Source organism: Pseudomonas sp. DF11 (assembly GCF_058148565.1).
This window is the reverse complement of the sequence record NZ_JBYVYN010000012.1, coordinates 19,368-39,915: the sequence shown is the minus strand read 5'-3', so window position 1 is coordinate 39,915 and position 20,548 is coordinate 19,368. Positions and strand designations below refer to the sequence as shown.

Annotated in this window: 16 protein-coding genes; 12 read left to right on the top strand and 4 right to left on the bottom strand. The window is 60.7% G+C overall.

Going from position 1 to position 20,548, the window contains the following annotated elements:
* Positions 1-7 precede the first annotated feature (7 nt).
* Entirely contained in the window at positions 8-1,726 is a 1,719-nt protein-coding gene (locus AC30D9_RS26465) for a C13 family peptidase (RefSeq protein WP_134925971.1), read from the top strand.
* 27 nt (positions 1,727-1,753) lie between these two features.
* Entirely contained in the window at positions 1,754-2,395 is a 642-nt protein-coding gene (locus tag AC30D9_RS26460; protein ID WP_490145177.1) for an oxidoreductase, read from the top strand.
* 176 nt (positions 2,396-2,571) lie between these two features.
* Here AC30D9_RS26460 and AC30D9_RS26455 read toward each other — a convergent pair whose 3' ends face one another.
* The 4 genes from AC30D9_RS26455 to AC30D9_RS26440 all read right to left on the bottom strand — a co-directional run bounded on the left by AC30D9_RS26455 (position 2,572) and on the right by AC30D9_RS26440 (position 6,992).
* Positions 2,572-2,856 (bottom strand): YceK/YidQ family lipoprotein, encoded by a 285-nt coding sequence (locus AC30D9_RS26455; RefSeq protein WP_490145176.1) that lies wholly within the window; start codon positions 2,854-2,856, stop codon positions 2,572-2,574.
* Complete coding sequence (ubiX, locus tag AC30D9_RS26450) at positions 2,849-3,496, bottom strand: flavin prenyltransferase UbiX (RefSeq protein WP_109756301.1); 648 nt, start codon at positions 3,494-3,496, stop codon at positions 2,849-2,851. Before ubiX ends, AC30D9_RS26455 begins: the two co-directional genes overlap by 8 nt.
* On the bottom strand, positions 3,493-4,842 hold the full coding sequence (gene mpl / locus AC30D9_RS26445; protein WP_490145175.1) for a UDP-N-acetylmuramate:L-alanyl-gamma-D-glutamyl-meso-diaminopimelate ligase: 1,350 nt from the start codon (positions 4,840-4,842) through the stop codon (positions 3,493-3,495). Before mpl ends, ubiX begins: the two co-directional genes overlap by 4 nt.
* A gap of 245 nt (positions 4,843-5,087) precedes the next feature.
* Positions 5,088-6,992 (bottom strand): sigma-54-dependent Fis family transcriptional regulator, encoded by a 1,905-nt coding sequence (locus AC30D9_RS26440; RefSeq protein ID WP_490145174.1) that lies wholly within the window; start codon positions 6,990-6,992, stop codon positions 5,088-5,090.
* A 330-nt stretch (positions 6,993-7,322) separates the two neighbouring features.
* Here AC30D9_RS26440 and exaC point away from each other — a divergent pair, with 330 nt between their 5' ends.
* The 10 genes from exaC to AC30D9_RS26390 all read left to right on the top strand — a co-directional run bounded on the left by exaC (position 7,323) and on the right by AC30D9_RS26390 (position 20,545).
* Positions 7,323-8,843, top strand: coding sequence for an acetaldehyde dehydrogenase ExaC (exaC, locus tag AC30D9_RS26435; protein WP_025569726.1), 1,521 nt, complete (start codon positions 7,323-7,325; stop codon positions 8,841-8,843).
* A gap of 259 nt (positions 8,844-9,102) precedes the next feature.
* Positions 9,103-10,473, top strand: a complete 1,371-nt coding sequence (gene eat, locus AC30D9_RS26430; RefSeq protein ID WP_232201656.1) for an ethanolamine permease — start codon at positions 9,103-9,105, stop codon at positions 10,471-10,473.
* Positions 10,474-10,664: 191 nt separating this feature from the next.
* Entirely contained in the window at positions 10,665-12,059 is a 1,395-nt protein-coding gene (locus tag AC30D9_RS26425) for an ethanolamine ammonia-lyase subunit EutB (RefSeq protein WP_232201657.1), read from the top strand.
* Positions 12,060-12,070: 11 nt separating this feature from the next.
* Positions 12,071-12,895, top strand: a complete 825-nt coding sequence (gene eutC / locus AC30D9_RS26420; RefSeq protein ID WP_490145173.1) for an ethanolamine ammonia-lyase subunit EutC — start codon at positions 12,071-12,073, stop codon at positions 12,893-12,895.
* A 107-nt stretch (positions 12,896-13,002) separates the two neighbouring features.
* The gene (locus tag AC30D9_RS26415) at positions 13,003-13,464 is read left to right on the top strand and encodes a GNAT family N-acetyltransferase (protein ID WP_025569618.1); all 462 of its coding nucleotides are present in this window, start codon (positions 13,003-13,005) and stop codon (positions 13,462-13,464) included.
* A 344-nt stretch (positions 13,465-13,808) separates the two neighbouring features.
* Positions 13,809-14,456, top strand: coding sequence for a DedA family protein (locus tag AC30D9_RS26410; RefSeq protein WP_307575225.1), 648 nt, complete (start codon positions 13,809-13,811; stop codon positions 14,454-14,456).
* Between the two features lie 6 nt (positions 14,457-14,462).
* The gene (locus tag AC30D9_RS26405; RefSeq protein ID WP_490145172.1) at positions 14,463-15,275 is read left to right on the top strand and encodes a M90 family metallopeptidase; all 813 of its coding nucleotides are present in this window, start codon (positions 14,463-14,465) and stop codon (positions 15,273-15,275) included.
* Between the two features lie 111 nt (positions 15,276-15,386).
* Positions 15,387-15,914, top strand: a complete 528-nt coding sequence (ppa, locus tag AC30D9_RS26400; RefSeq protein WP_003205933.1) for an inorganic diphosphatase — start codon at positions 15,387-15,389, stop codon at positions 15,912-15,914.
* 196 nt (positions 15,915-16,110) lie between these two features.
* Positions 16,111-16,842: a LexA family transcriptional regulator gene (locus AC30D9_RS26395; protein WP_490145171.1), complete on the top strand. Its 732-nt coding sequence runs from the start codon at positions 16,111-16,113 to the stop codon at positions 16,840-16,842.
* A 514-nt stretch (positions 16,843-17,356) separates the two neighbouring features.
* Positions 17,357-20,545 (top strand): helicase-related protein, encoded by a 3,189-nt coding sequence (locus AC30D9_RS26390; RefSeq protein WP_490145170.1) that lies wholly within the window; start codon positions 17,357-17,359, stop codon positions 20,543-20,545.
* Positions 20,546-20,548: the final 3 nt, after the last annotated feature.

The window sequence follows — 20,548 nt, the reverse complement described above, 5'->3', positions numbered from 1 at the left end:
TCTCGTTATGCGCTTACTCGTCCCACTGACCCTGACCCTGTTGCTCACCGCCTGTGGCGACGGCGAATCGCCGCTGCCTCCCGACGCGCGCCTGCCCGACGGCGGCCGCTATCGCGGCGACCTCGTGGACGGGCTGCTCCAGGGCCTGGGACGCATCGACTACCCCAATGGCAGCTGGTACGCCGGGCAATTCGACAAAGGCCAGTGGCATGGCACTGGGGAATGGCATGGCAGCAATGGCGAAGTCTATCGCGGCCAGTTCGAGCAAGGCCTGTTCCACGGCCAGGGCAGCCTGACCACACCGACCAGCAGCTACAGCGGCGGCTTCAAGCTGGGGCGACGGGACGGTGAAGGAACGCTCAAGGAAAACGGCATGACCTACCGGGGCGAGTTCAAGGCCGACCGCTATTCCGGCCTCGGACGCCTGGAACTCGACGACGGCAGCCAATACCAGGGCCCGTTCGCCAACGGCAAGCCCAACGGTGAAGGCCAACGCTTCGACGCCAGCGGCAACCAGTTCACCGGGCACTTCGTCGATGGGCAACTGCAGGGCAAGGGCACCTTCAACAGCGCCGACGGCGATGTCTATGTCGGCGGCTTCAAGAACAACCAGCTCAACGGTCGCGGTCGCTACGAAAATGCCGACGGCGATGTCTGGATCGGCCAGTTCAAGGACGGCGCGCTGACCGGCAAGGGCGAATTGATCGGTGCCGACGGCAGCCACTATCTCGGTCATTTCAAGGATTGGCGCTTTACCGGCGAGGGCCGCCTGAACCTGCCCGACGGCAGCTTCTACATCGGCCAGTTCGAAAACGACAGTTACCACGGCCGTGGCACCCTGGCGCTGACCGACGGCACGGTACAAAGCGGCACCTGGGCCAATGGTCAGCGGGTGCGCGACGCCGATGGCCGGCTGCTGCCAGATGTGCTCGAACTCGGCCTGTTGGCCCAGGGCCGCCTGCTGGAGGATGCCCTGGCCAACATCCCGGCCTCGACGCCGGCGGTGGAGCTGTACAGCCTGACCCTGGGCGGCGACGGCAAACAAAGCGTATTCCTGCGCGAATCCGACTATGTCGCCAACATGCTCAACAGCCGTTTCGGCGCGTTCGGACAGATCCGCCTGGTGAACCATCGCGATCACCTCGGCGACCGGCCCATGGCCAGCCGCGAAAGCCTGCGCCGCGCCGCCGCCACCCTGGCCGAACGCAGCGGCCCGGAAGACCTGATCTTCATCTACCTGACCAGCCACGGCACCAGCGAACACGAATTGGTGCTCGACCAGCCGCGCATGGAACTGGCCGACCTGCCCGCCGATGAACTGGCGGTAGTGCTGGCGCCACTGAAGAACCGCGACAAGATCATAGTGATCTCGGCGTGCTACTCCGGTGGTTTCATCCCGGCCCTCAAGGATGAGCGTACGCTGATCATGACTGCGTCCCGGGCCGACCGGGTGTCCTTCGGCTGCTCCGAGGAGGCCAACTTCACCTATTTCGGCGATGCCCTGTTCGCCCAGGCGCTGAACCAGACCGACGACCTGGAGCAAGCCTTCAAACGGGCCAAGGCCACCGTCGCCGAACGGGAGCAGGCAGACAATTTCGAAGCCTCCGAACCGCAGATCTGGGCGCCCAGGACCGTCCTTTCCCATTGGCAATTGCTGCGCAAGCAACAGGCACGAAAAGCATTGCAAAGTGCTGCATTGAACGACGGAGCTATAAAGAGCAACTAAGCTGAATCGTATCAAGGGGGAAACACCATGTACTTGACGCCTCAGCATGTTTTGCTCGCCGGAGCCACCGGGTTGACCGGGGAACACCTACTGGACCGGCTGCTCAACGAGCCGACCATCTCCCGGGTCCTGGCCCCCACTCGCCGGCCGCTGGCCGAGCATCCACGCCTGGAAAATCCGGTCGGGGAACCGGCGCAGGTGTTGCCTCAACTCAGTGGACAGGTGGACATCGCCTTTTGTTGCCTCGGCACCACGATCAAGAAAGCCGGCTCTGAAGCAGCCTTTCGCGCAGTCGATCTGGACCTGGTGGTGGCATTTGCCAAACGCGCCCGGGAACTGGGCGCACGCCACCTCGTCGTGATCAGCGCGCTGGGGGCCGACGCCAAGTCATCGATCTTCTACAACCGGGTCAAAGGTGAAATGGAGGCGGCACTCAAAGCCCAGGGCTGGCCGCAACTGACCATTTGCCGCCCTTCCCTGTTGCTGGGCGAGCGCGTCGAACCGCGCCTGGCCGAGCAACTGGCCGGGCCGTTGTCGAAGCTGATCCCGGGCAAATACCACGGCATCGAAGCCTGCCAACTGGCCCGCGCCATGTGGCGCTTGGCGCTGGAAGAGCAGGATGGGGTGCGGGTGGTGGAGTCGGATGAGCTGCGCAAGCTTGGTAAGTGAGGCGCAGTCATTGTGGCGAGGGGATTTATCCCCGCTGGGCCGCGCAGCGGCCCCAATTAATCTCTCGGTTTCAACCGGTTGCCCAGCAGTGATGGCTCAATTCTTGGGACTGCTTCGCAGTCCAGCGGGGATAAATCCCCTCGCCACAGATAAATCCTTCAGCACAGTTAGATCTTTTACAACCCACCCGTAGCCTGAAACCCCACACCTATCGCCGTGAACAACGACAACGGCAACAACAAGGTATCCAGCAGCGCGCTACCCGGCAGGTCGAGCCCTGGGTAGCTCGGGGCTTCGGCGCCGAAGCGGTCCTTGGCGCAACAGCCGCCATTGAGGGCGTAGAGGTCCAGGCGCGTGCCCGCGTACACCATTGGCGCGCCGGGCTTGGCGGCGTCGAGGGTGCGGGCGGTGGCGCAGCCAGCCAGTTGCAGCGCCAGCAGCACCATCAGGAGCTTATTCATCGCTGCTCAAATGATGCTCGCCCCAGCGCGGCAGCATGTCTTGGGGAATGTTCAGCAGATTGAGAATCCGCGCGACCACGAAATCGATCAGGTCGTCGATGGTCTGTGGCTGATGATAGAAACCCGGCGAGGCCGGCAGGATGGTCACGCCCATGTTCGACAACTTGAGCATGTGCTCCAGGTGAATACTCGAATACGGCGCTTCCCGCGGCACCAAAATCAGCTGGCGGCGCTCCTTCAGCGTCACGTCCGCAGCCCGTTCGATCAGGTTGTTGCAGGCGCCGGTGGCAATCGCCGACAGCGTCCCGGTGGAACACGGCACCACCACCATCGCCGCCGGGGCGCCGGAGCCCGAGGCCACCGGCGACATCCAGTCTTCCTTACCGTACACACGAATCTGCCCCGCCGCCGCACCGGTGTATTCGGTGAGGAAGGCCTGCATCATCTGGGTCTTGGCCGGCAGAGTAACGTCGGTCTCGGTGGCGATCACCAGTTGCGCGGCCTTGGAGATCAGGAAATGCACCTCGCGGTCTTCGCGCACCAGGCAATCGAGCAGACGCAAGCCGTACTGGGCGCCGGAAGCGCCGGTCATCGCCAGCGTGATGCGGTCGGGGCCATTGCTCTCCAAGCGAGTGTTCATTTCAGTGCCTCGGCCAGTTTGCCGTGCAGGCCGCCGAAGCCGCCGTTGCTCATGATCACCACGTGAGTGCCGGGCTGGGCCTGGCTTTTCACGCGCTCGATGATGCCTTCCAGGGAATCGCTGACAATCGACGGCACCGAGCACAGCGCGGCGGTGGCGCCGAGGTCCCAGCCGAGGTTGGCCGGCGCATACCAGATCACCTGGTCGGCATCGACCACGCTTTCCGGCAGGCCGTCGCGGTGGGCGCCGAGTTTCATGGAGTTGGAGCGTGGCTCGATGATCGCGATCAACGGTGCGTCACCGATGCGCTTGCGCAGCCCATCGAGGGTGGTGGCGATGGCGGTCGGATGGTGGGCGAAGTCGTCATAGATGGTGATGCCGCGCACCTCGGCGACTTTCTCCATACGCCGCTTCACGCTCTTGAACGCGCTCAACGCGGCGATGCCCATGGACGGCACCACGCCGACATGGCGGGCCGCCGCGAGGGTCGCCAGAGCGTTGGCGACGTTGTGCTGGCCGGTCATGTCCCACTCGACCACGCCTTGGGACGCGCCCTCGAACAGCACTTCGAACTGCGAGCCGTCGTCCTTGAGCAACTTGACCTGCCACTGCCCGCCCGCGCCAGTGGTTTGCACCGGGGTCCAGCAGCCCATTTCAATGACGCGCTGCAAGGCCGGTTCGGTGGTCGGGTGAATCACCAGGCCTTCGCTCGGAATAGTGCGCACTAAATGGTGAAACTGCCGCTCGATGGCCGGAAGATCGGGGAAGATGTCCGCATGATCGAACTCAAGGTTGTTGAGGATCGCCGTGCGTGGACGGTAGTGGACGAATTTCGAGCGTTTGTCGAAAAACGCGCTGTCGTATTCGTCGGCCTCGATCACGAAGAACGGCGTGCCGCCCAGGCGTGCCGACACCGAGAAATTCTGCGGCACGCCGCCGATCAAAAAGCCCGGGCTCATGCCCGCGTGCTCCAAAACCCAGGCGAGCATGCTGCTGGTGGTGGTCTTGCCATGGGTGCCGGCCACGGCCAGGACCCAACGGCCCTGCAACACGTGATCGGCCAGCCATTGCGGCCCGGACACGTACGGCAGGCCTTTGTTGAGCACGTACTCCACCGCCGGGTTGCCACGGGACATGGCGTTGCCGATGACCACCAGGTCCGGCGCCGGGTCCAGCTGCGCCGGGTCGTAGCCTTGGGTCAGCTCAATGCCCTGGGCCTCCAGCTGCGTGCTCATCGGCGGGTAGACGTTGGCGTCGGAACCGGTCACGTGATGACCCAGCTCCTTGGCCAGGACCGCCATCGAACCCATGAAAGTGCCGCAAATACCGAGAATATGGATGTGCATAGTCGACCTCGTAAAACATGGCCGCAGGTTAGCGTAGGGAGGGGGAAATCGCACCTTGTGTTTCGACTTCACCTCGCCTTTACGGGTGGCCGCCAGACTTGCAAACAGCACACAATCCCTGTGGGAGCGAGCCTGCTCGCGATAGCGGTGGGTCAACTTGCATTGATATCGGATGTGCCGCCGCCATCGCGAGCAGGCTCGCTCCCACAGTTGATCGCATTCCTTCAGGACGACCGCGACGCGGTTCAGCGGGCGATGGCGTGTTTACGCAGCTTCCGGTAGAGGGTGTTGCGGCTGATCCCCAGTTGCTCCGCCGCGTGGGTCATGTGCCAGCGCTGGCGCTCCAGCACATCGAGCAGCGCCACACGCTCGGCATCCTCCAGCGGCCGCTCCGCCACGGTTTCAACCAGCGCCAGCGGACGCTGGCGAATCATCGCCGGCAAATCCTCCAGCGTAATCCGCCCGCCGTCGCACAATGCAGCAAGGGTCCGCAACACATTGCGCAGTTGCCGCACGTTGCCCGGCCAGTCGAAGCCCAGCAACGCCTGGCGTGCCGGTTCGTCGATGATCACCGTCTCGCCGCCGCTCTCCTCGGCCAGCAGGAAATCCAACAGTTGCGACTTGTCGCTGCGCTCGCGCAACGCCGGCAGCGGGATTTCCAGGCCATTGAGCCGGTAGTACAAATCCTCGCGGAAACTGCCGTCCTGCACCCGCTCCAGCAATTGCCGGTGGGTGGCGCTGATGATGCGCACGTTGACCGCTTCGGGCTCGCCGCCGATGGGCACCACCTGGCGATCTTCCAGCACCCGCAGCAAACGGGTCTGCAAGGCCAGGGGCATGTCGCCGATTTCATCGAGGAACAACGTGCCGCCGTCGGCCTGTTGCAGCTTGCCGCGCATGCCTTCCTTGCGTGCGCCGGTGAAGCTGCCGCCGCGATAGCCGAACAGCTCGCTTTCGATCAGGCTTTCCGGGATGGCCGCGCAGTTGAGGGCGACGAATTGCTTACCGGCGCGTTGGCTGGCGTGATGCACGGCCTTGGCGAAGGCTTCTTTGCCGGAGCCGGTTTCGCCGTGGATCAGCAGCGGCACATCGCGCTCGAACACCCGCAGCGCCTTGCGAAAATGCTCCTGCAACGCCGCATCCCCCAGGCAGATGCCCGGCAGCCGCGCGGGCTCGATGGTTTTGAACGCCGGGGCGATCGGCACCGGCACGCTGCGCGGCTGCCCCCGCAGCACGGCGAACAAAGGCCGACCGTCACGGGTACGCAACGGCCAGCTGGCACTGGCATTGACGCTCGCGCGGCCAAGCAACTCGTCCAGCGAACAATCGAAAAAGTCTTCCACCCGCTGGCCCAGCAAGCTGCCGCGAATATGCCCCAAGAGATTGAGCGCGCTCTGGTTGACCGCGCTGATCCGCCCTTCGCCGTCGAACGCGAGCAACCCTTCGCTGAACAGCCCCACGGACTCCGCTTGCAGGTGAAAGCGCAGCAGCCATTGATTGTCGAAGCAACGCAGGAAATAACAGCTCTCGATCATCTTCGCCGAGAGATTGACCAGGGCCATGGTGTGGAACTGGCTCTGGCGCGACACGTCTGGCCGGGCCGAAGACACGTCGAGCACCGCCAGCAGCTCGCCCTGGGGATCGAACACCGGGCTGGCCGAGCAGGTCAGGCCGGTGTGGCGGCCACGGAAATGTTCTTCCTGGTGGATGGTCAGGGCCTGGCGTTCCACCAGGCAGGTGCCGATGCCGTTGGTGCCTTCGCAGGCTTCGCTCCAGTCGGCGCCGAGCCAGAGCCCGGCCCGCTCGAAAATCTTGCGTTCGCTGGGGGCGGTGACGCAGTTGAGGATCACGCCCCGGGCGTCGGTCAGCAGCACCGCGTGGCCGACGCCGGAGAGTTGCTGATGGAGGCTGGTCATTTCGGTGCCGGCGATGTGCAACACCTGTTGCAGGCGTTCGCGGCTTTCCAGCACCCGGCCATGTTCGAGCACTGTCGGGGCGAGGTTTTGGGCCGGGTCGAGGTGATAGTCCTCGAGGCAACGCAGCCAGGAACGGGCAATCGACGGATCGCTGCCGGGGCCCTGCAAATGGGCCTTGCCCTGGGTGACCGTCAGGACTTGTTGGGCATGGCGACTCAAGTGGTTGCTGTGCATTTCTTATTGTTCTCTGTGGTGAGGGGATTTATCCCCGTTGGGCTGCTTAGCAGCCCTCCCGCCAACTCGCGTCAGCATCCTCCAGCCCAACAACCTTTGCAATGCTGGCGCGACTTGTCAGTCACAGACTGTCTCGCCGATGGCACAAACTGTCACACCGGCTGTATCGCAATCGTCACGCACGGCATCCGTTTGTCCGGCGAACTCCTCCTAAAGTCTTGATTTACGGGCCTTGCAAGGCAATGGCCCAACCTTTGCTCTAGGCTTAATTACCGGCGCTCAATTTTGCGCGGCCTCCCGTATAAGCACAAAAGCCAAGGAGAACTCATCATGCGTTACGCTCACCCCGGTACTGAAGGCGCTATCGTTTCGTTCAAGAGCAAATACGGTAACTACATCGGCGGCGAGTTCGTCGCGCCTGTCAAAGGTCAGTACTTCACCAATACTTCCCCGGTCAATGGCCAGCCCATTGCCGAATTCCCGCGCTCCACGGCCGAAGACATCGACAAAGCCCTGGACGCCGCCCACGCCGCCGCGGATGCCTGGGGCGCCACGTCGGCCCAGGCCCGTTCGCTGATCCTGCTGAAAATCGCCGACCGCATCGAAGCCAACCTCGAAGTGCTGGCGATCACTGAATCCTGGGACAACGGCAAGGCCGTGCGCGAAACCCTCAACGCCGACATCCCCCTTGCCGCCGACCACTTCCGCTACTTCGCCGGTTGCCTGCGGGCCCAGGAAGGCAGCGCCGCCGAGATCGACGGCAACACCGTGGCCTATCACATCCATGAACCACTAGGCGTGGTCGGGCAGATCATCCCGTGGAACTTCCCGCTGCTGATGGCCGCCTGGAAACTCGCCCCGGCCCTGGCCGCCGGTAACTGCGTGGTGCTCAAGCCAGCCGAGCAAACCCCGCTGGGCATCTGCGTGCTCATGGAACTGATCGGCGACCTGCTGCCACCCGGCGTGTTGAACGTGGTGCAAGGCTTCGGTAAAGAAGCCGGTGAAGCCCTGGCGACCAGCAAGCGCATCGCCAAGATCGCCTTTACCGGTTCCACCCCGGTCGGCTCGCACATCATGAAATGCGCCGCCGAGAACATCATCCCGTCCACCGTGGAACTGGGCGGCAAGTCGCCGAACATCTTCTTCGAAGACATCATGCAGGCCGAGCCGAGCTTCATCGAGAAAGCCGCCGAAGGCCTGGTGCTGGCGTTCTTCAACCAGGGCGAAGTCTGCACCTGCCCATCCCGCGCCCTGGTGCAAGAATCGATCTACGACGAGTTCATGAAAGTGGTGATGAACAAAGTCCTGCAGATCAAACGCGGCGACCCGCTGGACACCGACACCATGGTCGGCGCCCAGGCGTCCGAGCAGCAATTCGACAAGATTCTTTCGTACCTGGAAATCGCCAAGGGCGAAGGCGCCGAGCTGCTGACCGGCGGCAAGGTGGAAAAACTCGAAGGCAACCTGGCCAGCGGTTATTACATCCAGCCGACCCTGCTTAAGGGCACCAACAAAATGCGCGTGTTCCAGGAAGAAATCTTCGGCCCAGTGGTGAGCATCACCACCTTCAAGGACGAAGCCGAAGCCCTGGCGATTGCCAACGACACCGAGTTCGGCCTCGGCGCCGGTCTGTGGACCCGCGACATCAACCGCGCCTACCGCATGGGCCGGGCGATCAAGGCCGGTCGCGTCTGGACCAACTGCTACCACCTCTACCCGGCGCACGCCGCGTTCGGTGGCTACAAGAAGTCCGGCGTGGGTCGTGAAACCCACAAGATGATGCTCGATCATTATCAGCAGACCAAAAACCTGCTGGTGAGCTACGACATCAATCCGTTGGGGTTCTTCTAAGCCTTCGGGGCGAGGCAGGTGGTCCTGCTTCGCCCTTTAGATAGCTATCGCGAGCAGGCTCGCTCCCACAGGGACTGTGGGTGACCCTTTTTCTGTGGGTTGGCCCAAATCCCCTGTGGGAGCGAGCCTGCTCGCGATGGCGCCCTCACTGACAACATCAAATTGCCGCCCCACCGCTCTGGCATGAGCCTTGCGTGCCCGCTCCACAACAAACCCGAAAGTCCAACAGATCAAACAATAAAAAAGACAGAGAGGACTTATGACTTCTACCACTCAACTCAAACCCACACTCGGCACCCTGCATTTATGGGGCATCGCCGTCGGCCTGGTGATTTCCGGCGAATACTTCGGCTGGAGTTACGGCTGGGGCACCGCAGGGACCCTGGGGTTTCTCGTCACCGCCCTGATGGTGGCGTTGATGTACACCTGCTTCATCTTCAGTTTCACCGAACTGACTACCGCGATTCCCCACGCTGGCGGGCCGTTTGCCTACAGCCGACGGGCCTTTGGTGAGAAAGGCGGGTTGATCGCCGGGATCGCCACGCTGATCGAATTTGTCTTCGCGCCCCCGGCCATCGCCATGGCGATTGGCGCCTACCTCAACGTGCAATTCCCGGAATTGGACCCCAAGCTCGCCGCGGTTGGCGCGTACATCGTGTTCATGACCCTGAACATCCTCGGCGTCAGCATCGCCGCCGCGTTCGAGCTGGTGGTCACGGTGCTGGCGGTCGCCGAATTGCTGGTGTTCATGGGCGTGGTCGCGCCGGGCTTCAGCTTCAGCAACTTCGTGCTCAACGGCTGGGCCGGCTCCAATGAATTCAGCCTCGCCTCAATCCCGGGCATTTTCGCCGCGATTCCCTTCGCGATCTGGTTCTTCCTTGCCATCGAAGGTGCGGCCATGGCCGCCGAAGAAGCCAAGGACCCGAAACGCACGATCCCCCGCGCCTATGTCAGCGGCATCCTGACCCTGGTGTTCCTGGCCATCGGCGTGATGATCATGGCCGGCGGCGTCGGTGACTGGCGCACCCTGTCGAACATCAACGACCCGCTGCCCCAGGCCATGAAGGCCGTGGTCGGCAACAATTCAACGTGGATGCACATGCTGGTGTGGATCGGCCTGTTTGGCCTGGTGGCGAGTTTCCACGGGATCATCCTCGGCTACTCGCGGCAGTTCTTCGCCCTGGCCCGGGCCGGCTACCTACCCCGTGGCCTGGCGAAACTCTCGCGCTTCCAGACCCCGCACCGGGCGATCCTGGCCGGCGGCGTGATCGGCATCGCGGCGATCTACAGCGATGGCCTGGTCAACCTGCAAGGCATGACCCTGACCGCAGCGATGATCACCATGTCGGTGTTCGGCGCCATCGTGATGTACATCATCAGCATGCTCAGCCTGTTCAGATTGCGTAAGACCGAACCGAACCTGGAACGCACCTTCCGTGCCCCGGGCTACCCGATCGTACCGGGCATCGCACTGTTCCTGGCGGTGGTGTGCCTGGTGGCGATGGCGTGGTTCAACATGCTGATCGGCCTGGTGTTCCTGGCGTTCATGGTTGTCGGCTACCTGTATTTCCAACTGACCGCCAAGCAACGCTCCGATGCCCCGGCGGACGCTATGCTCACAGGTATCTGAAGTTGCACCGGTGCCGGGCTGAGGGCCCGGTGCCTGCCTTATAGAAGTGCACGCAGTTTCCTCCCTGTGTGGGAGAGCCCTGTTTTAGGGTTAGCCCTGTGTGGGGAAACTCTGTGGGAGCAGGGCTACTCCACAGGGGTTGGGTCTGCGCTGTAGTTGAATTATTTAGAGATTCAGGAGGACACCGCCCCATGGCCGCATTCGCCCATTCCGCCGGCGCCCAGACCTATCGCTTCGACAGTCTCAAAGAGCTGATGGCCAAGGCCAGCCCGGCACGTTCCGGGGATTTCCTGGCCGAAGTCGCGGCGCTCAACGATGGTGAGCGGGTAGCCGCGCAAATGGCCCTGGCTGACCTGCCCCTCAGTCATTTCCTGCAAGAAATGCTGATTCCTTACGAGGCCGACGAAGTCACCCGGCTGATCGTCGACACTCACGACAAACAGGCCTTCGCCGTCGTCAGCCACCTCACCGTCGGCGGCTTTCGCGATTGGCTGCTCAGCGATGCCGCCGATGAACAGAGCCTGCGGGCACTGGCTCCGGGGCTGACGCCGGAAATGGTCGCCGCCGTGTCGAAGATCATGCGCGTGCAGGATCTGGTGCTGGTGGCGCAGAAAATCCGCGTGGTCACCAAGTTCCGCGGCACCCTCGGCCTGCGCGGGCGCCTGTCCACGCGTCTGCAACCCAACCACCCCACCGACGAACCCGCCGGCATCGCCGCGAGCATCCTCGACGGCCTGCTCTTCGGTAACGGCGACGCCATGATCGGCATCAACCCGGCCACCGACAGCACCGCCTCGATCTGCGCGATGCTGGAAATGCTCGACGCCATCATCCAGCGCTACGACATCCCCACCCAAGGCTGCGTGCTGACCCACGTCACCACCTCCATCGAAGCGGCCAACCGAGGCGTGCCCCTGGACCTGGTGTTCCAGTCCATCGCCGGCACCGAAGCGGCCAACGCCAGTTTCGGCATCAACCTCAACGTGTTGAAGGAAGGCTACGACGCCGGGCTCAGCCTGAATCGCGGCACCTTGGGCAACAACCTGATGTACTTCGAAACCGGCCAGGGCAGCGCGCTGTCGGCCAACGCCCACCACGGCGTCGATCAACAGACCTGCGAAACCCGAGCCTACGCCGTGGCACGCCATTTCAAGCCGTTTTTGGTGAACACGGTTGTAGGTTTCATCGGCCCGGAATACCTGTACAACGGCAAACAGATCATCCGCGCCGGCCTCGAAGACCACTTCTGCGGCAAGCTGTTGGGCGTGCCGATGGGCTGCGACATCTGCTACACCAACCACGCCGAAGCCGACCAGGACGACATGGACACCCTGCTGACCCTGCTGGGCGTGGCCGGGATCAACTTCATCATGGGCATCCCCGGCTCCGACGACATCATGCTCAACTACCAGACCACCTCGTTCCACGACGCCCTCTACGCCCGCCAGACCCTGGGCCTGAAACCGGCGCCGGAATTCGAAACCTGGCTGGCGAACATGGGCATCTTCACCCAGGCCGATGGCCGGGTGCGGTTCGGTGACAACCTGCCACCGGCGTTTCGTCACGCCCTGGCACATTTGGGATAAATGAGCTGCCGATGAATAACAAACCTGTCGATCCACAAAACCCCTGGCTGAATCTACGTAACCTCACGCCGGCGCGCATCGCCCTGGGCCGCACCGGCACCAGCCTGCCGACCCAGGCGCAATTGGACTTCCAATACGCCCACGCCCAGGCCCGCGATGCGGTGCACCTGGCGTTCGACCATCAGGGTATTCGTGCGCAACTGACTGAACGCGGCCGCGAAAGCCTGCTGCTCCACAGTGCCGCCACCGACCGCCACAGCTACTTGCAGCGCCCGGACCTGGGCCGACGGCTCGACGAGGCCTCTGCACAAATCCTGGACGACTACGCAACGGCCCATCCCGGCGGCGTGGACTTGGCCATCGTCGTCGCCGATGGCCTGTCGGCGCTGGCGGTGCATCGGCATACGTTGCCGTTTCTCGCGCGGCTAGAAGAACAGATCGCCGCTGATGGCTGGTCAGTGTCGCCCGTGATCCTGGTGGAACAAGGCCGGGTGGCGGTGGCCGATGAAGTGGCGCAGCGGCTTGGCGCAAAAATGTCGGTGATCCTGATCGGCGAACGCCCCGGCCTCAGCTCCCCCGACAGCCTCGGGCTGTATTTCACCTACAACCCCAAGGTCGGCCTGACCGATGCCTATCGCAACTGCATCTCCAACGTCCGCCTCGAAGGCCTGAGCTACGGCATGGCTGCCCATCGCCTGGTCTACCTGATGCGCGAGGCCTGTCGCCGCCAGCTCTCGGGGGTCAACCTGAAGGATGAAGCCCAGGTACAAACTCTAGACTCGGAAAATACCGCCGATATGAAAGGTAACTTCCTACTGACTCCGCCCCAAAGCTGATCCGTTTATCCGATTGCGTTTTTGATCCGCTTTCAGGCAGCATCAAAAGCACGGCAGCGCGAAGTTGTTGTCTGAATATCTGTCGACCCTTGCAGACGAGACCTACCATGCGGATTATCCAAGCGACCCTGGAACACCTGGACCTGCTGACCCCATTGTTCGTCAAGTATCGGGAATTCTACGGCTCACTGCCCTACCCGGACTCGTCCCGAGCCTTCCTCGAAAAACGCCTGCGCCGCAAGGAATCGGTGATCTACCTGGCCTTGCCCGATGACGACGACAACAAGCTGCTGGGCTTCTGCCAGCTCTACCCAAGCTTCTCGTCGCTGTCGCTCAAGCGCGTGTGGATCCTCAACGACATCTACGTCGCCGAAGACGCCCGCCGCCAACTGGTGGCCGACAACCTGATCCGCACCGCGAAAAAAATGGCCAAGGAAACCAACGCCGTACGCATGCGCGTCTCCACCAGCAGCAACAACGAAGTCGCGCAGAAAACCTACGAGTCGATTGGCTTCAAGGAAGACACCGAGTTCAAGAACTACGTGTTGCCGATCAGCGAGGGGATCTGAGCCTGTGGCTGGGTGAAACCTCTGTGGCTGAGTGAACCCCTTGTGGCGAGGGGATTTATCCCCGCTGGGCTGCGCAGCAGCCCCAAAACCTGAGCACACGGAACATCAGGACTGATCAAGCCAGCCCTTTTGGGACCGCTTCGCGCTCCAGCGGGGATAAATCCCCTCGCCACAGGCAATGCACGCGCCGACATCCCCCGCTACAAACTCAACACGCGCTTCACAATCCTCACCGTATAATGCCGCTCTTCCCGGCTTGTAAGAAAAAGCTACACACTCTGTAGCCATACTCAAAGCCAGCCCCACCAGCCTGCCGAGTCGGGCCGCCACCACAGGTGTTTTGCATGGATTTCAACCCCCTCGACCTCATTCTGCATCTCGACGTCTACCTCGACATGCTGGTGACCAACTACGGCACCTGGGTCTACGCCATCCTGTTCCTGGTGATCTTCTGCGAAACCGGCCTGGTGGTGACGCCATTCCTGCCGGGCGACTCGCTGCTGTTCATCGCTGGTGCCGTCGCCGCCGGTGGTGCCATGGACCCACTGCTGTTGGCCGGCCTGTTGATGCTGGCGGCAATCCTCGGCGACAGCACCAACTACCTGATCGGCCGCACCGCTGGCGAAAAACTGTTCAGCAACCCCAACTCGAAAATCTTCCGCCGCGACTACCTGCAGCAAACCCACGACTTCTACGACAAACACGGCGGCAAAACCGTGACCCTGGCGCGCTTCCTGCCGATCATCCGCACCTTCGCCCCCTTCGTCGCCGGCGTGGGCAAAATGAACTACCTGCGCTTCTTCGGCTTCAGCGTCCTCGGTACGGTCCTCTGGGTCGGCGGCCTGGTCACCCTCGGCTACTTCTTCGGCAACGTCCCTTTCATCAAGCAGAACCTGTCGCTGCTGGTGGTGGGCATCATCCTGCTGTCGCTGTTGCCGATGATCATCAGCCTGGTGCGCAGCAAAATGAGCCAGCGCGCCTCGAAAGCCTGATCGCCCATGTGGTCCCTGAGCAACTGGCGCCGCCAACGCACCCTCGCCAAACACCCCGTCACCGAGGAAACCTGGCAGCGCGTGCGCCAACAATTGAGCTTCCTCGACGGCATCAGCGCCGCCGAGGACCAGTGGCTACGGGAAGCCTGCGTACTGTTCCTGCACGACAAACACCTCACCGCCCTGCCCGGCGTCGAACTGCACCAGGAACAACGCCTGCGGCTCGCCGCCCAGGCGCAACTACCACTGATGCACCTCGGCGAACTGAACTGGTACCAGGGCTTCCACGAAATCGTCCTCTACCCCGACGACTTCCTCAGCCCCCAGCGCTACCGCGACGCCAGCGGCATCGAGCACGAATGGGACGGCGAACACAGCGGCGAAGCCTGGCCCCAGGGCCCGATCATCCTGGCCTGGGACGGCGTGCTCGCCAGCGGCGGCTGGGACGGCTACAACCTGGTGATCCACGAACTGGCGCACAAACTCGACATGCTCAACGGCGACGCCAACGGCCTGCCGCCGCTGCACGCCGACATGCGCGTTCAGGATTGGGCCGACGCCATGCAACAGGCCTTCGATGACCTCAACCGCCAACTCGACCACAACCCCGACGCAGAAACCGTCATCGACCCCTACGCCGCCGAAAACCCGGCGGAATTCTTCGCCGTCACCAGCGAATACTTCTTCAGCGCCCCGGACCTGCTGCACCAGGCCTATCCCAAGGTCTACGAACAGCTCCAGGCGTTCTACCGCCAGGATCCTTTGGCCCGGCTGCGGCAACTTCAAGCCGAAGATCCGGTCTATCAGGCGTCATACTAAGGTCTCTAAGACCCTGCTAACGTGGCAACAGCGGCCGAATATGCCTATAATCGCCGCCACTTTTTGGTCAATCCGACCAGTCATTTGGTCAACTAACGGGGGCACCGCCCAATGAGCTACAGCAAGATTCCGGCTGGCAAAGACCTGCCGAACGACATCTACGTCGCGATCGAAATCCCGGCCAACCACGCCCCGATCAAATACGAAATCGACAAAGACAGCGACTGCCTGTTCGTTGACCGTTTCATGGCCACCCCGATGTTCTACCCGGCCAACTACGGTTACATCCCCAACACCCTGGCCGACGACGGCGACCCCCTCGACGTGCTGGTCGTGACCCCATACCCAGTGGCCCCAGGCTCGGTCATCCGCGCCCGTCCGGTCGGCATCCTGAACATGACCGACGACGGCGGCGGCGATGCCAAAGTCATCGCAGTGCCACACGACAAACTGTCGCAACTGTACGTTGACGTGAAGGAATACACCGACCTGCCACCGCTGCTGATCCAGCAGATCGAGCACTTCTTCGCGAACTACAAAGACCTCGAAAAAGGCAAGTGGGTCAAGATCGAAGGCTGGGCCGGTGCAGACGCCGCCCGCGAAGCGATCACTAAATCGGTTGCCGCCTACAAAGGCTGAAACTGAATTTGCAGAAGAACCCCGGTTTGCACCGGGGTTTTTTTATGCCTTAATGATGCTTAATACCAACTCGTATTAATACTGTTTAACAGCGTTTAGCCCGCCCCTTTCAAATCCTGCAAACGGAAAGATCGTCTTATATATTTGAACGACATGTTTATTGCCGAAAACACAGTCGCCCCTAAACTTTCCGTTTATGAAAAAGATCTCCAGTGGCGACCGCTTCAGAGCCCTTCTAAAAGAAGCCCATATCCGTTCCGCCGACTTTGCGAAGTTATACGGCGTGAAATCCCAGCACGTGAACAACTGGTTCAACCGTGGCATCCCGCCCGGGCGCATCCACTCCATCGCCAGCCTGCTGACCGTCAGCCCGGAGTGGCTCGCCCACGGCGAAGGCCCCCAAACCCCATTGGGCCTCGGCCCCGGCACCACCTACGAAGCCGCCGAAAACGACGGCGTCTACAGCGTGGTGGAACCCACGGACATCGAACTGCCTTTCTACAAGGAAGTCCCCATCGCCCCCGGCGAAACCAAAACCCACATCGTCGAAGTCCCCGACCAATCCATCCGCCTGCCCCGCAGCCACCTCGAATCCCTGGAAATAGACCCCAGCGACGCCATCTGCATCACCATGGTCGGCGACAGCATGGCCGAACGCATCGAAGACGGCTCCACCCTCGCCATCGACCGCGGCCTGACGCAAATCGTTGATGGCCAGATCTATGCGCTTGAGCATGATGGGATGCTGCGTATCAAGTACCTGCATCGCGTCCCTGGTAATCGGCTGCGGCTGCGTAGCCACAATAAGGCTGCGTATCCGGACGAAGTCTTCAGTGCTGAACAGATCGATGCGCAACATATCCGAGTGATTGGCTGGGTGTTCTGGTGGTCAACCCTCAACAAACAGAGACCACCGGTATTCGACTAACCCACCCAAGACCAGAAACCGTGGCAGGAACTGCAGTAGGAGCTGTGGCAGCAGCTTTTGTGGCGAGGGAGCTTGCTCCCGCTGGGCTGCGTAGCAGCCCCCTGCTTTCCCCCTGAATCCCCCTAACCCAATGATTCCACACCACTTACCACTGGGCTTCCGAAGAAAACCCGCGTATCCTCCGCCCCACATTTGCGAGCCCACGCCTCGCACCGACAAGGCAGATCACTTTCTGACCAAGTCCCACAGCCGGCCGCAAGAGCCGAATGTACGTTTTGAAGGCTGGTGAGGTTTGTCAAAAACGAACTGAGTTAGTCAACGAGAAGCCGGCCATAAGCCGGCTTTTTAATGTTCTGCACAGTCCCGTCCCTCTTCAACGCCTTCTTACAGAATTGCCAGGCAGGCTATCGTCGCCACCGGCACCTCACCGTCAGCTTTTCTTGAGCCCCTCCCAATCACAAGTTACCTTAGGGAAGTGGCAAATAATGCCACGCATTGCAGAAGGGAACGTGCGATGAGGCTGATTCAGAATGCAGGCAAAGACCGAGTCATCGATTTACTCCACTCACAAATCAACTTGAATGATCAACTAGCCTGCGCATCGCCCGCACTATCCTTGTTCGCCCTTTCTGAGCTAGCCCAAGCTTTCGCGAAACTCAAAAAAATCGAGCTCATCCTCCCCTCTATTAGCGAAAGCCTAGGACTGCTCGGCACGGACGCCGACCGTGCAGCACGAAATCGCCTACTCACACGCAGCCTGGCGAAGCACTGCCTTTTATGGCTGAACTCAAAAGTTGATCTTAAACATGCAACCGCAACAATTCCTCAAGGCATAGGCCTGCTAAAAAACGCTGCAGGGGAGCCGCGGCAAGTAGTCATGGGCTCTTTCGCCTTGACCACGGAAGGCCTAGGAATTACCCCTGGCAACCCAATGTCTTTAATTCAAGCCAGTGAATCTCCGCTGGAAGCTTCCATGTTCGCTCCTTGGTTTGACAATCAGTGGCGAGCCTTGAGCTCACGCCCTAACGAAAAGGCTGAGCTAATAGAAATCCTCCAAACCATTGCGGAGCAAAAGTCCCCTGCGACTATATACAGTTTGATTCTGCACAATCTCTTCAGAGAGAAAAATGACGTTCTGGATGAAGAGCGTGTAGTGAAATCAGCTACCGGCATCCGCAATACCGTCGTCTGGAACAAACTCTTCAAATTCCAACGCGATGGGGTAGTGGGGGCTATCGACAAGCTCAATCGCTTCGGCGGCTGCATCATTGCCGACAGCGTAGGTTTGGGCAAAACCTTCGAAGCACTCGCAGTGATCAAGTATCACGAGCTGCGCAATGATCGTGTGCTGGTACTGTGCCCGAAGCGCCTCAGAGATAACTGGACTATCTACAAGGCGAATGACCGACGTAACGTGCTCGCCTCAGATCGTTTCAACTACGACGTACTGAATCACACTGACCTTTCACGTGACGCGGGACTCTCCGGTGATCTTGATCTGTCCCACATCAACTGGGGCAACTATGATTTGGTGGTGATCGATGAATCACACAATTTCCGCAACAAGAAGGCTCCGCGCCAAGGATTGGAAACGCGTTACGACCGACTCATGCGCCGAATTATCCGCGAGGGCGTAAAAACCCGCGTTCTGATGCTATCAGCGACGCCGGTTAACAACCGCTTGGCCGACTTGCGCAATCAGATTGCCTTTGTCACTGAGGGTGACGATAGCGCGTTGTTTGAGCATGGCATCAGTAGTATCGAATCGACCACACGCAAAGCGCAGCTGCAGTTCAACCGTTGGCTGGATTTAGATGCGAGAGAAAAGACCTCAGAGCGCCTGATCGAAATGCTCGGCTTCGATTACTTCACCCTGCTCGATTTGTTGACCATCGCACGCTCCCGCCGACATATAGAAAAATATTACGGCACCATTGAAACGGGCCGCTTCCCAGATCGCCTACCGCCTATCAACATCAAGGCCGACGTCGATGCCGCCGGGCAGTTCCGTGCCATTCGCGAAATCAACCAGGAGATTCGCCGTCTTAACCTAGCCAGCTACGCGCCACTGCGTTACGTCTTGCAGCATAAGCAAGCGGCCTACGATGCCAAATACAGTACAGAGATTAGAGGGGGTGAGAGCTTCTTCCGTCAGGCCGACCGCGAAGAGAGCCTAATCCATCTGCTGCGGATCAATGTTCTAAAGCGTATGGAAAGCGCGGTATCGTCTTTTGCCCTGACTCTTGAACGTCAACTCAACGATGTCGAGCACACACTGGATCGTATCCAACAGCATGCACATGACATTGAAGAGATAGATATTGCGGATGTCGATATAGATGACCCAGCGTTTGAAGCACTACTGGTAGGACGCAAGGTCAAAGTTTTGCTAGCCGACGTTGACTTAGTGAGCTGGAAGCAAGACCTGCTCGAAGACCGTAACCGTCTGGCGACTCTGCTATCTGCTGCTCAACAGGTACAGCCACACCGAGATGCCAAACTGGCAGCCCTGCGAAAAATACTCGCAGACAAATGTCAGAACCCTATCAACCCCAACAATCGTAAAGTCATAATCTTCACAGCTTTTGCGGACACCGCCCGCTACCTCTATGAACAATTGGCCCCGTGGGCCGATGAGTCGCTGGGTATTCAAACTGCCTTGGTTACCGGCTCTGGTCGTAATCAAAGCACGATACCAGGGCTGCGTAAGGATCTGGCCTCGATACTCACCGCTTTTTCGCCACGCTCCAAAGAGCGCCCCGCCGATATGAATGGAGAAGGTGAGCTGGATTTACTAATTGCCACCGACTGCATTTCCGAGGGCCAGAACCTTCAGGATTGCGACTGGCTTATCAATTACGACATCCACTGGAACCCAGTGCGCATCATTCAACGCTTTGGTCGTATCGACCGGATTGGCTCTCCCAACGAGCGCATCCAGCTAGTCAATTTCTGGCCCAACATGGAACTGGAGGAGTACATCAATCTGGAACAGCGCGTCAGCGGCCGAATGGTATTGCTCGATATTTCCGCAACCGGAGAGGAAAACCTCATCGAAGAGCAGTCCGGCAACTCCATGAATGACTTGGAGTACCGTCGCACGCAGCTACTCAAGCTTCAAGATGCGGTGATTGACCTAGAAGATCTGTCCAGCGGTGTCTCTATCACTGACCTCACTCTGACTGACTTCCGCATCGACCTCGCGCAATACCTCAAGGCCCATCCCGGCCTCTTGGAGAATATGCCGCTAGGAGCGTGTGCCATTACTGCCACGCGGGATGACGATATTCCACCGGGCATTATTTTTTGCCTCCGCGCAGAAGGTGAGGCAGCAGACAAGGTTAGCGATGGCTACCCTCTTGCCCCCCACTACCTCGTCCATGTCGCCGAAGATGAGGTGGTGCTGCTGCCGTTCACTCAGGCCAAGCGCATTCTGGATCGACTCAAACGCTTGGCGTTAGGGCGCGAACTGCCCGATGCCACCGCCGGCGCCCTATTCGACGAGCTCACTAAACAAGGTGAGGATATGCGCCATGCTCAAAGTCTGCTTGCCGCTGCTGTATCTTCCGTGGTCGGCAAGAGCGAAGAACGGGCGGTCGCGAGCCTATTCAATCCCGCAGGCAGTCATGCGATGAAGGGGGAGTTCGCAGGAATCAACGACTTCGAAGTTATCGCCTTTATGGTCGTATTGCCCCAGGAGTGAATC

Excerpts from the sequence above, each read along its gene's own strand:
- AC30D9_RS26410 (WP_307575225.1), top strand. The coding sequence starts at position 13,809 with ATGGATTTCAACCCCCTCGACCTCATTCTGCATCTCGACGTCTACCTC.
- ubiX (WP_109756301.1), bottom strand. The coding sequence starts at position 3,496 with ATGAACACTCGCTTGGAGAGCAATGGCCCCGACCGCATCACGCTGGCG.
- eat (WP_232201656.1), top strand. The coding sequence starts at position 9,103 with ATGACTTCTACCACTCAACTCAAACCCACACTCGGCACCCTGCATTTA.
- eutC (WP_490145173.1), top strand. The coding sequence starts at position 12,071 with ATGAATAACAAACCTGTCGATCCACAAAACCCCTGGCTGAATCTACGT.
- AC30D9_RS26440 (WP_490145174.1), bottom strand. The coding sequence starts at position 6,992 with ATGCACAGCAACCACTTGAGTCGCCATGCCCAACAAGTCCTGACGGTC.
- ppa (WP_003205933.1), top strand. The coding sequence starts at position 15,387 with ATGAGCTACAGCAAGATTCCGGCTGGCAAAGACCTGCCGAACGACATC.
- mpl (WP_490145175.1), bottom strand. The coding sequence starts at position 4,842 with ATGCACATCCATATTCTCGGTATTTGCGGCACTTTCATGGGTTCGATG.
- AC30D9_RS26395 (WP_490145171.1), top strand. The coding sequence starts at position 16,111 with ATGAAAAAGATCTCCAGTGGCGACCGCTTCAGAGCCCTTCTAAAAGAA.
- AC30D9_RS26455 (WP_490145176.1), bottom strand. The coding sequence starts at position 2,856 with ATGAATAAGCTCCTGATGGTGCTGCTGGCGCTGCAACTGGCTGGCTGC.
- AC30D9_RS26415 (WP_025569618.1), top strand. The coding sequence starts at position 13,003 with ATGCGGATTATCCAAGCGACCCTGGAACACCTGGACCTGCTGACCCCA.
- AC30D9_RS26460 (WP_490145177.1), top strand. The coding sequence starts at position 1,754 with ATGTACTTGACGCCTCAGCATGTTTTGCTCGCCGGAGCCACCGGGTTG.
- AC30D9_RS26465 (WP_134925971.1), top strand. The coding sequence starts at position 8 with ATGCGCTTACTCGTCCCACTGACCCTGACCCTGTTGCTCACCGCCTGT.
- exaC (WP_025569726.1), top strand. The coding sequence starts at position 7,323 with ATGCGTTACGCTCACCCCGGTACTGAAGGCGCTATCGTTTCGTTCAAG.
- AC30D9_RS26425 (WP_232201657.1), top strand. The coding sequence starts at position 10,665 with ATGGCCGCATTCGCCCATTCCGCCGGCGCCCAGACCTATCGCTTCGAC.
- AC30D9_RS26405 (WP_490145172.1), top strand. The coding sequence starts at position 14,463 with ATGTGGTCCCTGAGCAACTGGCGCCGCCAACGCACCCTCGCCAAACAC.
- AC30D9_RS26390 (WP_490145170.1), top strand. The coding sequence starts at position 17,357 with ATGAGGCTGATTCAGAATGCAGGCAAAGACCGAGTCATCGATTTACTC.